Annotated in this window: 15 protein-coding genes; 10 read left to right on the top strand and 5 right to left on the bottom strand. The window is 35.5% G+C overall.

Annotation, left to right across the window (positions count from 1 at the left end; all coding sequences use genetic code 11):
• The first annotated feature begins 5 nt into the window (after positions 1-5).
• A complete protein-coding gene (locus tag KH893_RS05645; protein WP_281165177.1) occupies positions 6-887 on the top strand; it encodes an ROK family protein in 882 nt (293 codons plus the stop codon).
• Positions 888-1,494: 607 nt separating this feature from the next.
• Here the strand turns inward: KH893_RS05645 and tnpC are convergent.
• From tnpC to KH893_RS05630, 3 genes are all read right to left on the bottom strand, one after another.
• Positions 1,495-3,048: an IS66 family transposase gene (gene tnpC / locus KH893_RS05640; RefSeq protein WP_281165176.1), complete on the bottom strand. Its 1,554-nt coding sequence runs from the start codon at positions 3,046-3,048 to the stop codon at positions 1,495-1,497.
• 107 nt (positions 3,049-3,155) lie between these two features.
• Positions 3,156-3,446: an IS66 family insertion sequence element accessory protein TnpB gene (tnpB, locus tag KH893_RS05635; RefSeq protein ID WP_281165175.1), complete on the bottom strand. Its 291-nt coding sequence runs from the start codon at positions 3,444-3,446 to the stop codon at positions 3,156-3,158.
• A gap of 11 nt (positions 3,447-3,457) precedes the next feature.
• A complete protein-coding gene (locus KH893_RS05630; RefSeq protein ID WP_281165174.1) occupies positions 3,458-3,631 on the bottom strand; it encodes a hypothetical protein in 174 nt (57 codons plus the stop codon).
• A gap of 119 nt (positions 3,632-3,750) precedes the next feature.
• On the opposite strand from KH893_RS05630, the gene KH893_RS05625 reads away from it, so the two are divergent.
• The 3 genes from KH893_RS05625 to KH893_RS05615 all read left to right on the top strand — a co-directional run bounded on the left by KH893_RS05625 (position 3,751) and on the right by KH893_RS05615 (position 5,645).
• Positions 3,751-3,915 carry a hypothetical protein gene (locus KH893_RS05625; RefSeq protein ID WP_281165173.1) on the top strand — a complete coding sequence of 55 codons (165 nt, stop codon included), beginning with the start codon at positions 3,751-3,753 and terminating at the stop codon, positions 3,913-3,915.
• Between the two features lie 100 nt (positions 3,916-4,015).
• Positions 4,016-4,243 (top strand): hypothetical protein, encoded by a 228-nt coding sequence (locus tag KH893_RS05620; protein WP_281165172.1) that lies wholly within the window; start codon positions 4,016-4,018, stop codon positions 4,241-4,243.
• Positions 4,244-4,640: 397 nt separating this feature from the next.
• On the top strand, positions 4,641-5,645 hold the full coding sequence (locus tag KH893_RS05615) for an IS30 family transposase (protein WP_281165171.1): 1,005 nt from the start codon (positions 4,641-4,643) through the stop codon (positions 5,643-5,645).
• A gap of 205 nt (positions 5,646-5,850) precedes the next feature.
• Here KH893_RS05615 and KH893_RS05610 read toward each other — a convergent pair whose 3' ends face one another.
• Positions 5,851-6,462, bottom strand: coding sequence for a VanZ family protein (locus KH893_RS05610; protein ID WP_281165170.1), 612 nt, complete (start codon positions 6,460-6,462; stop codon positions 5,851-5,853).
• Positions 6,463-6,747: 285 nt separating this feature from the next.
• On the opposite strand from KH893_RS05610, the gene KH893_RS05605 reads away from it, so the two are divergent.
• Complete coding sequence (locus KH893_RS05605) at positions 6,748-7,035, top strand: hypothetical protein (protein ID WP_281165169.1); 288 nt, start codon at positions 6,748-6,750, stop codon at positions 7,033-7,035.
• Between the two features lie 347 nt (positions 7,036-7,382).
• Positions 7,383-9,602 carry an AAA family ATPase gene (locus tag KH893_RS05600; protein ID WP_427859935.1) on the top strand — a complete coding sequence of 740 codons (2,220 nt, stop codon included), beginning with the start codon at positions 7,383-7,385 and terminating at the stop codon, positions 9,600-9,602.
• Positions 9,603-10,047: 445 nt separating this feature from the next.
• On the opposite strand, the gene KH893_RS05595 is transcribed toward KH893_RS05600, so the two are convergent.
• Positions 10,048-10,758 carry a MurR/RpiR family transcriptional regulator gene (locus KH893_RS05595; protein ID WP_281165167.1) on the bottom strand — a complete coding sequence of 237 codons (711 nt, stop codon included), beginning with the start codon at positions 10,756-10,758 and terminating at the stop codon, positions 10,048-10,050.
• 37 nt (positions 10,759-10,795) lie between these two features.
• Between KH893_RS05595 and KH893_RS05590 the strand changes: the two genes are divergently transcribed.
• The 4 genes from KH893_RS05590 to KH893_RS05575 all read left to right on the top strand — a co-directional run bounded on the left by KH893_RS05590 (position 10,796) and on the right by KH893_RS05575 (position 13,518).
• A complete protein-coding gene (locus KH893_RS05590) occupies positions 10,796-11,431 on the top strand; it encodes an AAA family ATPase (protein WP_281165166.1) in 636 nt (211 codons plus the stop codon).
• 12 nt (positions 11,432-11,443) lie between these two features.
• Positions 11,444-12,742 carry a PTS sugar transporter subunit IIC gene (locus tag KH893_RS05585; protein WP_281165164.1) on the top strand — a complete coding sequence of 433 codons (1,299 nt, stop codon included), beginning with the start codon at positions 11,444-11,446 and terminating at the stop codon, positions 12,740-12,742.
• A 71-nt stretch (positions 12,743-12,813) separates the two neighbouring features.
• Positions 12,814-13,131 (top strand): PTS sugar transporter subunit IIB, encoded by a 318-nt coding sequence (locus KH893_RS05580; RefSeq protein WP_281165163.1) that lies wholly within the window; start codon positions 12,814-12,816, stop codon positions 13,129-13,131.
• Between the two features lie 54 nt (positions 13,132-13,185).
• Positions 13,186-13,518 (top strand): PTS sugar transporter subunit IIA, encoded by a 333-nt coding sequence (locus KH893_RS05575; RefSeq protein ID WP_281165162.1) that lies wholly within the window; start codon positions 13,186-13,188, stop codon positions 13,516-13,518.
• Positions 13,519-14,572: the final 1,054 nt, after the last annotated feature.

Genomic DNA, 14,572 nt, shown 5'->3' with positions numbered 1-14,572 from the left:
TAATATTGCTTTTAGGTAGCGTTGAAGCTGGCGGAACAAAGTTTATTTGTGCAGTTGGTAATGAAAAATATCAAATTAAAGAAAAAGTCCAAATTCTGACTACTGAACCGAAAGAAACTCTAAAACAATGTATAAACTTTTTTAAACAGTATGACGATTTACAAGCAATTGGCGTTGCTTCTTTTGGACCAATAGAAACTAATTTAGCTTCAGAAAAGTATGGATTTATTACAACAACTCCTAAAAAGTTGTGGCAAAATACAAATTTAGTGGGAATGATTCAAAAGAGTCTGTCAGTTCCAGTTAGCTGGACGACAGATGTTAATGGCTCAGCTTATGGAGAATGGTTAAATTTGCAGGAGAAATCACCTAGAGTTTCTTCTCTTGTTTATTATACTGTTGGGACAGGCATTGGAGCAGGAATAGTTTATGATGGAAATTTCGTAGGTAGTCAAGGAAATCCAGAACTTGGACACATTTATGTAAAGAAACATCCATCAGACATGAACTTTACCGGCGTTTGTCCTTATCACCATGATTGTTTAGAAGGATTGGCTTCTGGTCCGGCAATTAAGGCACGATTAGGCATTGCTGGAGAGAATATTTCAAAAGAAAATAAAATTTGGCAAATAATTTCATATTATTTAGCTCAAGCAGCTATGGTTGCGACTCTAAGCTTTAGACCAAGTAAAATAATATTTGGCGGTGGAGTTTCGAGTCAGTGGTTGGTAGATTTGATCAGTAAGGAATTTTCACTGCTCTTAAATAATTATGTTGAAATTGGAAATTTATCAGATTATATAATAGTTTCTCATATTCCTGATAACGGTTCTGCAACACTTGGCAATTTTGCTTTAGCGAAGAAAAAACTAATACGGATTATTTAGTATTGATAAATTTTTAGAAACTATCTTAGGAGAATTTTCTTAGTTCTTCTTCAAATTAAAATGGTATTATGCCAAGAACGGTCTTTAAATAATGCTGATTGACGTTAGTAAAATTAAGGGTATTTATCTTTAGCAAAACTGATCTCCTTTGAAAAGCATTTTGTAAGAACGGTCGTTCTTCAGACTCAAGGGAGGTTTTTTTTAAAATTATCTATGAAAAGGCTTAAGTATGTTACCTGTAAAAAAACAGATGCTTGTAATTACCTTTATCATGTGAAGATGACAAGGAGGTATTGCACGCAGTTGTACTGATATTAATCAGTGCGGCTAAACTGCCTTATTTGAACATAAAGTCATCTTGCTATCGAATTTAAAGAAAGTCAATTTAAATAAAGATGTACTTGAAGATTTTAGTTGTCTTGAAAGGATTGCTGGATTAACTGAAAAAGACGGTCTATACGACTGAAGCCTAGGATCATTATTTGATTCTAGGCTATTTTTGTATAGTCCTTCATCTGTAACCGACCGTTTATAAAAGAGTGTGTAAGCACCTAATAACCGACCGTACCAAAAAAATGGCCAATTGATCTCATTTGAAATCAGTTGGTCATTTTGCTACAGCTATTTTTGCCAGCACTGGTATTGATAATTTACTTTTATCCTGCCAATTCCATGGCAAATATACTTCCAGCTCTTCAGTTTTCATAAATACTGACAGTTTTGATATTTTTTCTATTATATCTTGTAAATATTTAAAAGGAATTAAGCCATTTGCTTTGGCACTTTCGATCAAAGACATCCAAATCGCATTAGCTTCAGCTCCTTTCGGGCTGGTACTGAAAAGCCAATTCTTTCGACCAATTACATAGCTTTTCATATTTCGTTCTGAAGCGTTATTGCTTAAATCTATTTCGCCAAAATTTAGAACTTGATTTAAAGCTTTCCGCTGATTTTGAGCGTAAATCAATGCTTTGCCTAAACGTGATTTCGGTAATACTTCAGCTTGATCACACCATTGCCAAAAACTATCAATCAATGGTTTTAAACTTTTTGAGCGATGATCAAGTCGCTCACTGCTTGATAACTTTGACCATTGTTTTTCCAAACGAAACATTTCGTTTAAGATTGCCAGTGGGCGAGTTTCTTTAAAATGTCCGCGCACCTTATTGGCATCATCATAAAATTTTCGTCGAACGTGCGCCCAACAACCTACACGCGTAATTGAATCAGTTAAAAGATTGTAACCGGCGTAGCCGTCACACTGAAGAACACCAGTAAAATTCTGATAAATCTTTTGGGCAAATTTTCCTGATCGAGTATCACCGTAAACATAATAAACAATTGGCTTGTTTGAACGACTGATACTTCGGATGACCCAGATATAAGATTTACTGTGTGCTGGTTTGTCGGGCTCTCGCAAAACTTCATAAGGTGTTTCATCACCTTGAAGGAATCGTTGCTCAATTAGTCTTTGATGCAACAAAGCATACAAAGTTTTTACGATTGCCGCACATTTGATTATCCAGTTGGTGATTGTTGTTTCACTGAGTAAAACGCCAGCACGCTGCCATTCCTTTAATTGTCGATAAATTGGAGTTCCCAATACATATTTTTGATTAAGGATCTCTGCTATCAGTGAAGGAGTGGCAATACTATGTGCAATTAACGCCTGTGGCGCCTTTCCGTGGTAAGGATGACTGCAACCATCCAATTCTTCACAGTCAACACATTTGTAAGTTTCTTCATTAATGATTTCAACAAACAATTTGCCTGGAATCATGTGAATGACCTTTCTCACAAAATGTTTTCCAATGGGGATCAGTTGATGACCGTGTTCGCAATAATCATCTTCTCGTTTAATGATTGTCTCTTCAACAGGCAACCCTTCAGAAACGATCTCACTTCGTGTCCGACGATGCCTTTTAACTGGTACAGCTGTTTGACTTTCACTTATTTCTTCGCTTTGATTTCCAGTTTGCTCTGGCTCGGTAAAAGAATTATCAAGCAAGGATAATTGGCCTGGGTTTTCCATTTTTTCAGAATGCCGACCATATAACTTGTTTGTTAAATAAGCAACTTGTTCATTAAGCTGCTTATTTTCTTTCATTAACTCACTATTTTGCCGAAGTGTTTCTTGTAAAAGCTCTTCAGTCTTAGGCATCGCGGATCACCACCATTCCTCATGTGATGATTTGAGTTTATCATTTATTGCCGTTGATGACTAGTATATTTTGGTGGTTTTGTTTGTCGAATCGATGATTCAACAGTTCAACCAGAAAGCAGTCGTTCTAATTGTTTGGCATGAAGTTTCTTTACTTCATTTGTATTTGTGGGCCATTGCAAATGACCATTTTCAATTCGTTTATAAAGCAGCCAAAAACCATCTCCGTCCCAATATAAAGCTTTGAATCGATCTTTTCTTGTGCCACAAAACAGATATAAAGATTTAGAATATGGATCAAGCTTGAATTGATCTAAAACTACATTTGCCAGTCCATCAATTCCCCGCCGAAGATCAGTTTTGCCACAGATAAGATAAATACCTTTAATTTTTCGCATATCAAGCAACATCATTTGAAAATCGCCTTGATTAAAGAATCTAAAATGTATCCTTGGATACGGTTATACACGATAACAGTTTTATTATCATCGACACTAACTTGAAAAGCTTTAGTAGGAGCCGAAGCCTGCGGATTAAAAGATTTACCCATTTTGATCTGAACAACATCAGGTTTATCTGTCATAAAAACACCTCATCATTCTTTATTGATGAGGTAATTTTACCGCTGAAATATACTCTTTTATAGACGGTCGGTTATTAGGTGCTTACATTACAAGTAACAAAGAAGTTTTAAGAAAGTGGTTGCGGCAAGAAAAAATAGCCGGAGCATTTATAGAAAATAAAAAAGCTGGTTGGAAAATTCCCGAAAAGGGATTGGTAGCATTTATTAAAAAAGTAAAAGAGATCATCACACACAAGAATTTATTAAGGGCTATAAAACTGCAAAACAAGAGGATCAAGCATTAATCAAAAAAATAATGCAGATTGGCTTTGATCAACAGTTTTGGTTAAAGCAAAGTGACTTTAAAGATAGTATTTACATGGATACAATAGATAAAAAAATTTTTTGAAATTTGCAGATGAAGAGATTTTTTCCTGGGGTGTTAAAAATCCTAGAAAAGAGCCTGAAGTTAGAATTGCTGGTAATTGGATCAATATTGATTGGAGAGGAACCAATATTACAGAAAATTTAAATGATTATAATTTTGAGAATAATGATTTACCAGAAACAGTTGCAATCGAGGTATTAAAAGATGTACTACTGCAACGTTATAGGACTAATGAACGTAATTAGTCGCATGTTAGTGTAAAGTTTCAAAAATACATGCTATAATGTGAATAAGAAAAAGGAAGCCCCGCTAGAATAGGACTTTCCCGCAAGCCGCTCCAAAGGCGGTGGCGAAGTTAATAAGACAGCCATTAAGCTACCCTGTAACTGGTCAAAGTTACGCAGGGCGGCTTTTTATTTGTTCTTTTTGTCGATGTATGTTAGCAATGCTAATATAAACATTAAGTCAAAGCATTTGAACGTATCTGTTACGGATTCAAAAATATGAACCACTTTTATGCCAGAATTTTTTTAATTGATGAATTTACACTTTAAGTGCAACACTAAAACAAAATAAAGGACTCACAACGGAAATCCAAATATAATAAGTTTGTCTACAACTTAAAGAAGGAGGATTTCTATTATGAGCCACTATCAACATCTTACTATAAATGACCGTGAAATGATATTGGAGGGCCTTACTCAAAGTAAAACTATCCGTGAGATAGCACGAAAATTAAAACGTGCTCCTTCTACGATTTCTCGTGAAATTAAACGGCATCAGTGTAAAAATATCGGAAGATACTCACCAGATAAAGCACAGAATGATTATAAATTTTCTAAAAGTAACTGTGGTCGCAAAGCAAAACTCATTGAAGATCCATCATTGTTTCAAAGAATTAAACACCTTTTTTTGGATTGTCAGTGGTCACCAGAAGAAATTTCGCAACGCTTATTACTTGAAACAGGCGTGACAATCATAAGTTTTATCACCATTTATCGTGGGATTTACGCCGGTCTATTTGATAAACCTGGTTTAAGCCAAGGAAATCGCGGCGCTATTCGTAAATTACGTCATCGAGGTAAGCCTCGTCACAATAAGAAGTATGTCGAAAAACGAGGTAAAATCCCAATCACTAATACTATTCACGAATGTCCTGAAGCTGCCAATAAAAGAACTGAACTTGGTCATTGGGAAGCTGATACCGTGGCAGGAAAAACAGGACAATCTTGTTTAGTAACTCTTGTTGATCGTAAATCACGTTTTTTAATTGCTAGTAAAGCAACTAAAAAAAGTTCAGAACCGGTGACAACCGAGTTGATGGCGATGTTTGAAAAAATTGGTAAAAGCAAGCTTAAAACCATTACACCAGATCGCGGCAAAGAGTTTTCGAAACATGCTCAGGTAACAGATTTGCTTGGTATTCCATTTTATTTTCCTGATCCACATGCACCATGGCAACGTGGGTCAAATGAAAATACCAATGGACTTTTACGTGAATACTCACCTAAAGGACAAAGTCTAGATAATAAGACAAACGATGAAATTCAGGGAATAGTCAACAAATTAAATTTCCGTCCAAAAAAATGTTTGGATTGGCGCACACCATATGAGGTCTATTTTGGTAAAGTGTTGCATTTAATTTGACAATTCAAGTTTTAAAATAAAGAAACCCCTATTCAGGGGACTGCACGGCTCCACCAATATGATTTGACGGAGGCACTTTTTTGAATGGTCGCTTATTAGGTGCTTACGTTGAATCCTCCGGCAGAGATAAAAATTGAATGCCGGTCTAAAAGGAGTTGAACTAGAGCTGCTGTTGGTAATTCAGTTCGTCTAAGCAGCTTTTAAGTTAATTGTTAGTTTTAGCTTGGTGAAGTTTTTTGCAGCTTAAAGCTTCAATAATTTTTTTAGCGCTTAAGAATAAGCCAAAACCTGCTAAGCCGCCTAAAGTATTTTGTAGTAAGTCGTTAATATCAAACAAGCGATGTTCCAAGTAAAAGTAAGAAAGAATCAGCTGTGAGGTTTCAATGGTTAATGAAGTGAAGAAAGCAAATTTGAGCATCTTTTTCCAAGTTGCTAAACGTGGCCAAAGCAAGCTAACAAAGATGGTTAACGGCAGCAGCATAATTAAATTACCGCTGATCGTGTATTGTGAGGTGGCGGTATAAATTGTTTTATACATTTCCAGGGGGTGCCATTCAATATTGGTTAGATGGCCAAAACCGCCAGCTGCTCGAACCATACGCCAATATGTCCAGGGTGTAAAAACGCTAAAGCTGGTGGTTAATTGGACAACACAGACCAAATAAAAGCCAAACAGTCCCTTTAGCAGGAAACGTGGAGTAAAATTTGGAAATCCATTTTGTGACCAGTAAATCATAATTCCAATCATGAATAAAGTTGCCACCATGATCGGCGTAATGGTAAAAATAGGTAGATATAATTGAGTGTTGATCAGCATAGGCTTCACCTTCTTGTTGAAGAGTTTAGCTGTAAACTATTGAGAAAGTGCTAATAAAAAATAAAGAAAGACAGTCTTTTTTTATAAAAATAATTAAAGCACCTCCTAATTGATAGCAAAATCTGCTTCAAAAAGGGTTAATAAACGAATCTAATTTTTAGCAAAGGAGATACTTGTGATGCCTAGTTTAATGGGTATTAGGTAATGATTAAAAAATTTAGACCGTTATTTTTGCGCTAAATACTAGAATGAATTACGGGACGACAGGTCTTAAGGAGCCTTGATATGATGCGGATGGTTCCATATTTTAGTTTTACAATTTTTAAGATGTATAATAAAATTATTATTGGTAATTATGGTCGGGAGGGGTTCATTATCAGTAGATATAAAGTCGGGGCAGGGAAAGATACTTGGGATTTTGCCTCTGCCTATGAACAAATGCAAGCTGGCGACACAATCGAGTTTGAAAAAGATTTTGTATTGACTGGCACTGACAATTCATATTATACGATTAAAAAAATATTAATCTGGTTGGTTTTGTTGATGAGAACGATAATAATAGAACATTTTTAACAACCTTAAAAATTAATTTGTTAATTGACAATGCTACCGTATCAATTGAGGGTTTATGGTTTGAACCATTTGCATTTGAATCAGGGATTTGGTTGAGAAATGGTGCCAAGTTGACTTTGAAAAACTGCCATTTTAATTTTTTAGGGGAATCTAACAGATATGCATTCTATATTGATGGCTCCTCGGCTGTTTTTGAAGATTTATCGCTGGCGGCTGACTCTAGCAAATCTTCATATACAATTCTCATTACAAATCGTGCTACGCTGAACCTTCGAAATTGCATGGTTTTTAAAATAGCAATACAAGGCGATTCGAGGGTTGAGGCTGATAATACAATTTTTAAAGTGATGGAAGCTGATAATTCCATTAATATCAAACATTCTTCTTTAAGTTTAACTAATTCTGAAGTTAATGGAATCGGGACCGAGTATCCCACACTTTGGGCAGAAAATACAACAGTCATTAGTAAAAATTCAATTTACAAGCAAGTTGGATCTGATGGCTGTGTCTGCTTAAAAAATAATAGCGAATTTTCATCAGAATCGGATACGATCACATCAATTGATGCTGAAAGTAGTCGAGTTATTTTAAATCAAGCAACAATCAATGAAAATGTCTCAATAGCTGATCATAGTTATTTATATTCCAAAGGCAAGTTGAAATTTTTGGGTGAAAATTCTGAAAAAATCGACTTGTATGTCGGCGATCAGAGTACGATTAATGCTGATTGTTTTGAACTGTCAAGAATCTTTTCGCCCAATGTTAGGCTAAAAAATAATTCATTATTGAATGTAAATTCACTAATTTCCACCGCCGGAGAAGTAGCTGATCTGGATTGGGAAGTTGACGAGACGTGTGATTACTTTATTCCTGAGGAAACAAGTCAAAAAACAGCTACAGAAAATGCACTTGAACAAGAAACACCCAAAGAAGTGTCTGAAGGGACAACTGATGCTGCTGCCCAATTGAATGAACTGATCGGTTTAAAACGTGTCAAGGAAGAAATCGATAAAATGGTTAAGATTGTCAAGGTCAATCAACAACGAGTTACTCAGGGCCTGACACCAATCAAACAGTCTTTACATTCGGTTTTTATGGGAAATCCAGGGACAGGGAAGACCACGGTTGCTCGGTTAATGGGGCAAGTACTATTTGAAAATGGGGTGTTTTCTGGGGATAAGTTTATCTATAAAGAAGTCTCAGAAACTGATCTGGTTTCGAATTATGTTGGCGAGACAGCACTCAAAACGACTAACGTGCTGGAATCCGCTCGTGGTGGCTTACTATTCATTGATGAAGCTTATACGCTGAACAAGAAAGATTCTGCAACGAATTGGGGTCAAGAAGCAATTGACACCATTTTAAAATATATGGAAGATCATCGTGATGAGATCATGATCGTTTTTGCTGGTTATACCAAAGAAATGGAGGAGTTTTTGCGAACCAACCCAGGATTGGAATCGCGTGTACCGAATAAGTTGATTTTTGATGATTACACGGCTGATGAAATTATTACGATTGGCGAACAGATTTTAGCGCAAGAACAATATACTCTCGAAGACCAAGCATATTATGAGAAAAAAGTGACGCAGGCCTATAATTCATCGATGGATCAGAGTAATGCCCGCTGGATTCGCAACTTTAACGAACAATTAATGAAAAACCTGGCATTGCGGGTGGTTGATGAAGGATCTGACGATATTATAACGATCAAAAATATTGACATTGATCGGTTGCTGAATAAAGACAAATTTAGTGACGATGCTGACATTGATCCTTTAGCTGAATTAAATAATTTGATCGGGATTCACCAGGTAAAAGATCAAGTTGCTCGTTTTGTTGATCAAGCGTTAGTCAACAAATTGCGAGAAGATCAAGGCCTGAAAAATACTAGCTTTACTCTGCATTCATTATTCATGGGAAATCCAGGAACAGGTAAAACAACTGTAGCGCGTTTGTTAGGTCAGGCTCTTTATCAAAAAGATATTATCCGCACCAAGAAGTTTATTGAAGTCACGCGAAGCGATTTAGTAGCTGGTTACTCAGGCCAAACTGCAATCAAAACGCGTGAAGTTTTACAATCTGCTTTAGGTGGGGTTTTGTTTATTGATGAGGCTTATAGTTTATATAAGAATGAGAATGATACTTTTGGACTCGAAGCAATTGATGAGATTTTGAAATTTATGGAAGATTACCGCGACAAGATCGTGATTATTTTAGCGGGATATACTAGAGAAATGCAAGATTTTTTACAAGCTAATTCTGGATTAAACAGTCGGATCCCTAATCGCTTTGATTTTGAGGATTATTCAGCTGCTGAAATTGCCGAAATTGGCCGCTTGCAACTAGCTAAAAATAAATATCAATATGATGTTGAAAGTTATAATCAAATAGTCGAAGCTGCTTATGCAGTTTCAAATGATCGCAGTAATGGTCGGTGGGTCAGAAACTTGAATGAACATTTGCTTGGTATTATGTCTTCGCGAATCGCAAGCGGAAATTATAATGATTTGACAACGGTAGCTGATGAAGATCTTGACAAACTCAGAAAAGAATACCTTAGATGACTAAAGAACCGGATTATGTTCAACCGCCAAAGAAACAAGCAATAAACGCTCAAGGTTATGTCAAACCATATCCAAAAAGCCAATCAGTCCAACCAAGTATGCAAGACTGCGCAGGAACAAAGGCCTGTAACTGACCAACTGATCTCATATGAGATCAGTTGGTCAGTTTGTTTGCGCGGCCGGTTATGAGGTGCTTAGTAATTATTATTTAAAAAGAATAAAAGTCCTCTTTTTGAATAATAAATGTATAAACTTTAGCAATTCTTTTTAAGAAAAATCCGAACATTAATATTTTAAAGTGCCTAATGATTAAATTAATTTATAATTTTCTAACAATTAATGCAATATTTAAAATAATTGTACGTAAAGAACAGGTTCACGAAAATAGTAACCTGTTTTTAAAGAGCCCGAAAATATTTACTTATTCATTTTTTGTGATTAAACTTTAATCATCAACTAGCAGATCTTGATTAGTTGAAGTTAAGAAAATGCTCATGAGTATTTCAAAGTAAATTAGTGTTAAGCCAAAGAAAAGTTGAGGTGAAGTTTTATCAAAGGAAGTTGGCGAAAAGGTATTTGTGCTGATTGTTAAGTCAGCTTTGTGTGCCAAAGCTGAAGCATTGTTTCCAACAAATGCAATGATCTTTATTTGATTGACAGCTGCTAATTGGCAAAGTTCGTTGATCCGGACCGTTTCACCAGAATTGCTGATAAAAATAATGAGAGCATCGGCGTTTTTTCTGAGAAATTCAAGATGAGAATTAGCCGTTGCCCGAAATCCGTGCAGATTCAGATATTCACTCATGTAATTTGCAATGTTTTGTGAATAACCACTGCCTAGAACCATGATCGCTGAATGGCAATGCTTTTTTAGTAACTGAACGAAGGGTTTGATATACGGTTTGATTTGTTTATCGGGTGAATAAAGTATTTGAGCACTAATGGTATCAGTCATCAGAAATACTAATTCTGAATAGCCAGATAAACGTAATTTTTTACACATTTTAATAATATAACTGGGGGATGTAAAAGTTTCTTTTGCAACCTGACGGATATTCATCGCTTTTAAGTTTGTTTTATGATTCATCATATAATTTAAGATTGAAATTTCAGTTTTATTTAACTGAAATTTTTCACTTAGTTGTTGAATGTCCAATTTATTCACACCAATCTATCAGGAGGTAAATGTTTTTATGAGTACAAGCGAAGATAATGAACAAACAGAATTTTTATCTGATCCATGGGCAAGGACGACGACTCGGAATGGATTAATGGGAGATGAAGTGATCTCTGCTTTGCAAAAATCTATCCGTAAAGGCAAGGAACGAGCAGCCGTTGAATTTGCCTATGAAATGTATATTTCTTCACCGCAATTTGAAGAAAAGCTGTGGCGAAGATTGCAAGCAATTTCAGTTGAAGATATTGGAATGGGAAATCCACTCGCACCAGTTGTAATAAATAGTTTAAATCAGATTCGCCAAAACTTCCAGTACGATGAGCCTGATCGGGCGATGATGTTTGTCCATGCTATTCGTTACTTGTGTGCATCGACTAAAGATCGTTCGTCTGATTTGCTGAAAAATATCGTAATCAAGAATTTTAACCTGGGATATGTTCCTCAGATTCCAGATTACGCTCTAGACAAGCATACAACTCGTGGTAAAAAAATGGGGCGTGGAAGCTTGCATTTCTTGCATGTTGACAGTCAAGTAACACCACAGCTTGACGTCAATAATGGTTATTACGAGGAATATGATAAGTTGATGCAGCATTACGATAAGTCAAAAATCATCCCGACAGCTTTTGAATTTAACCCTTATCAAGTTTAATGGAGGAAAGGCATGGAGAAAGAAAAATCTTTTTTTAACAAGCTTGATGCTGTTTTGTCGCCAATTGGGAATAAGTTAGGCAATGAAAAGCATTTACAAGCCATCGCTAACGGAATGTTATTTGGACTGCCTTTTTTGGTGATTGGCTCATTTTTCCTGATTTTTGCTAATCCACCGATCGATTTGAGTCGGTATAATCCACAGACAGCTAATGCCTTCATGCATTTTATGGCCAATTGGAAACATTTTGCAACAGCTCATTATGATGCTATTACGCTGCCATATAATCTAACAATGGGTATTTATGGTGTAATCTGTGCTTTTGGGATTGGTCATGAATTGAGCAAAATTTATAAGCGCAATGCAGCTATGGATGGTATGATTGCTCTAACAACTTATTTAATGGTTACGACGACCGTCAAAAATAGTAAAATATCACTTACATATTTAGGAACGAATGGAATCTTCGTTGCCATCATCATTGCGCTGCTTTCAGTTGAACTTAATCGTTTACTTTTGAAACTTCATTTACAAATAAAGTTACCAGATTCAATTCCGCCGATGGTCGCTGTTTTTATTAACTCTTTGATTCCTGTGACAGCCAATATAATTGTTTTTTATGGTGCAAATTTGTTAGTCGTTGCTTTGACTGCTCATTCTTTCCCGGTGTTTATTACTGATCTGCTGACTCCAGCGACTTCTTTAGCAACTAATATCTGGGGTTTTATTCTGATCGTTACTTTAGGCAATCTTTTATGGCTGATTGGGGTTAACGGAGCAAGCATCGTTTTTCCAATTGTTTTTACAATTGGGGTTGCGCAAACGGGGTTGAATGCTGCACTGGTCAACAAGGGAATGGATCCGACTCATTTAATGAATCTTCAAATGTTTCGGATTTCAGTTTTAGGAGGATCTGGGAATACTTTGGGATTGATTTTATTAATGATTCGAAGTAAATCGAAGAAGCTAAAAACTTTAGGAAGTTTATCATTTATTCCTGGATTATGCAGTATTAATGAACCAATTATTTTTGGCTGTCCAATTGTCTTTAATCCAATTTTAGGAATTCCTTTTTTAATTTCACCAATTGTCAATCTGCTTTTGACTTATGCTGCGCAAAATATGCATTTGATCAGTCTGGGATACATTGTTGATCCTTCTTTTACGCCATTTTTTGCCCAAGCCTATATGTGTAGTCTTGACTGGCGCAATGTTATTTTCTGGATTTTATTAATTTTCATCGCAATGTTGATTTATTGGCCATTTTTCAAAGTCTATGAAAAAAATCAATTGAAATTAGAAGAAAATTAGGATGAAAGGTTAATTGAGGGCAGTCAAGGATAATTATTGCCTTGAGCACTGATGAAAGGACGTTTTTAATTATGAGCGAAAAGACGATTATGTTATGCTGTACAGCTGGGATGAGTACTAGTATGATGGTTTCACGAATGCAAAAAGTCGCAGAACAGAGTGGGCTTGATTATAAAATCTTTGCTAAACCGACAGCTGAGGCCGGTGATATATTGCATAATGAAAAAATTGATTGTATTTTGTTAGGACCACAAGTCAAATATTTGAAAGCGGAATTTGAGAAAAAGTATCAGTCATTTAACGTTCCAATTGCCATCATTGATATGGCAGCATATGGCATGATGGACGGCAAAAAGGTTTTAGAACAAGCTCAATCTTTGATGAGTTAGTATTTTTATGAATTGCTTTTTAAATTTAAATCAAAATAAATTTGTGAGGAAGAAATGGAAGATCAAAACGAATTAAAGATAATCATGGGTTTGATCATTAATGGTGGGAATGCTAAGGGGGCTGCAGTTGAAGCAATCAGAGCCGCAAAGAGAAGTGATTTTGCAACTGCCCAAGAGAAATTGGATCAAGCTGATCGATTTTTAAAAGCTGCACATGATTCACAAACAAATTTATTGAGTGATGAAGCTGATGGCAAGCCCCATCAGGTCAGCTTACTGTTAATCCATGGTCAGGATCATTTGATGAATGCCATTACTTTTCGTGATTTGGCAGCTGAAATAATCGAGCTTTATCAGCAGTTAGGCGATTTTAAAGATAGTAAATGAAACTTTCTAAACCATATTAATAAAATTAGATAGATTAAGCTTATAACTAATCAGCGTTGACTTGTTTCCATTTTCTAATTGGAAACAAGTCTTTTTTAAATTCTAAATTGGCAAAACGGCGTAAATACTTAATAACCGACCGTTCATTTAGTCATGAGTACTACTTCATTGGTAAAAATATCGCAGCAATAGTTAAATGATGGGGTATCTTTTTGACAAGTAATTTTAATGTAATGAGCAATTATAAGCTGTAAAATTGGAGGTACAGATATTTTGGGTCATCGATGGAGCTTCCTTATATAACATACTTTTTAAAAAATATTCTGAAATTTCAGATGTTTTTAAAAACTTTGCGTAATTATAGATTGAACCCCCAAATGGCTGAAGTGATTATCCGAAAAGTTGGGAATTCTGTTGAAATGATTAAAAGACTTGTTCCAGCATTTATCAAAGCATTAAAGCACTATCTGTATTTAGTTGCCAATCAATGTTAGTGATTAGTGGTGCTGCATTTGATTAGCAAACCAGAATGATCGTTGGTTTTCCAATAACACCTGCTACTCATACATATAAAGAACCTTTTCAATTTGCTCTGACAGACTTGATCATAATGTTATCCTGACAGGTCATTTAGTCTGCGATTATCTAGCATTGAATGGTAAAATCGTGGATCATGTTAATGTCAAAGAATTATTTCAAGCTAAAATGGCAGTCAAAGATATTTTTGAATTTGGAGATTAGTGCAGACAGATGTCAAAAATATTCTAAACCATTCCAACTTGTCGTTATTAGACTAGTTTCAAAAGAATATTAATAAGAGTTTTAATTCATAACACCCACACAAGGTTTAAAATGTAGGTATCAAAGCCAAATATTTAAAAATCGAACGGGGACGCTAAAATTGGCGAATAGGTTAAATAGTTTTGCACATACAAAATGATTATGCAAGTCACACCAAAGTAATGGAAAAAATCATATATAATCAATATCGACGAGATTTGCAAAATGATATTAGATTGTTTGGGAATTTACTACTAGATAACAAAGTGATAAG

The sequence above is a fragment of the Liquorilactobacillus sicerae genome (genome assembly GCF_029916425.1).
Lineage (GTDB): Bacteria > Bacillota > Bacilli > Lactobacillales > Lactobacillaceae > Liquorilactobacillus > Liquorilactobacillus sicerae.
This window is presented reverse-complemented; position numbering and strand designations above follow the sequence as displayed.

What these genes read in the sequence shown, in the direction of transcription:
- tnpC (WP_281165176.1), bottom strand. Translation starts at nt 3,048, where the DNA reads ATGCCTAAGACTGAAGAGCTTTTACAAGAAACACTTCGGCAAAATAGT.
- tnpB (WP_281165175.1), bottom strand. Translation starts at nt 3,446, where the DNA reads ATGCGAAAAATTAAAGGTATTTATCTTATCTGTGGCAAAACTGATCTT.
- KH893_RS05630 (WP_281165174.1), bottom strand. Translation starts at nt 3,631, where the DNA reads ATGACAGATAAACCTGATGTTGTTCAGATCAAAATGGGTAAATCTTTT.
- KH893_RS05615 (WP_281165171.1), top strand. Translation starts at nt 4,641, where the DNA reads ATGAGCCACTATCAACATCTTACTATAAATGACCGTGAAATGATATTG.
- KH893_RS05610 (WP_281165170.1), bottom strand. Translation starts at nt 6,462, where the DNA reads ATGCTGATCAACACTCAATTATATCTACCTATTTTTACCATTACGCCG.
- KH893_RS05605 (WP_281165169.1), top strand. Translation starts at nt 6,748, where the DNA reads ATGATGCGGATGGTTCCATATTTTAGTTTTACAATTTTTAAGATGTAT.
- KH893_RS05600 (WP_427859935.1), top strand. Translation starts at nt 7,383, where the DNA reads ATGGAAGCTGATAATTCCATTAATATCAAACATTCTTCTTTAAGTTTA.
- KH893_RS05590 (WP_281165166.1), top strand. Translation starts at nt 10,796, where the DNA reads ATGAGTACAAGCGAAGATAATGAACAAACAGAATTTTTATCTGATCCA.
- KH893_RS05585 (WP_281165164.1), top strand. Translation starts at nt 11,444, where the DNA reads ATGGAGAAAGAAAAATCTTTTTTTAACAAGCTTGATGCTGTTTTGTCG.
- KH893_RS05580 (WP_281165163.1), top strand. Translation starts at nt 12,814, where the DNA reads ATGAGCGAAAAGACGATTATGTTATGCTGTACAGCTGGGATGAGTACT.
- KH893_RS05575 (WP_281165162.1), top strand. Translation starts at nt 13,186, where the DNA reads ATGGAAGATCAAAACGAATTAAAGATAATCATGGGTTTGATCATTAAT.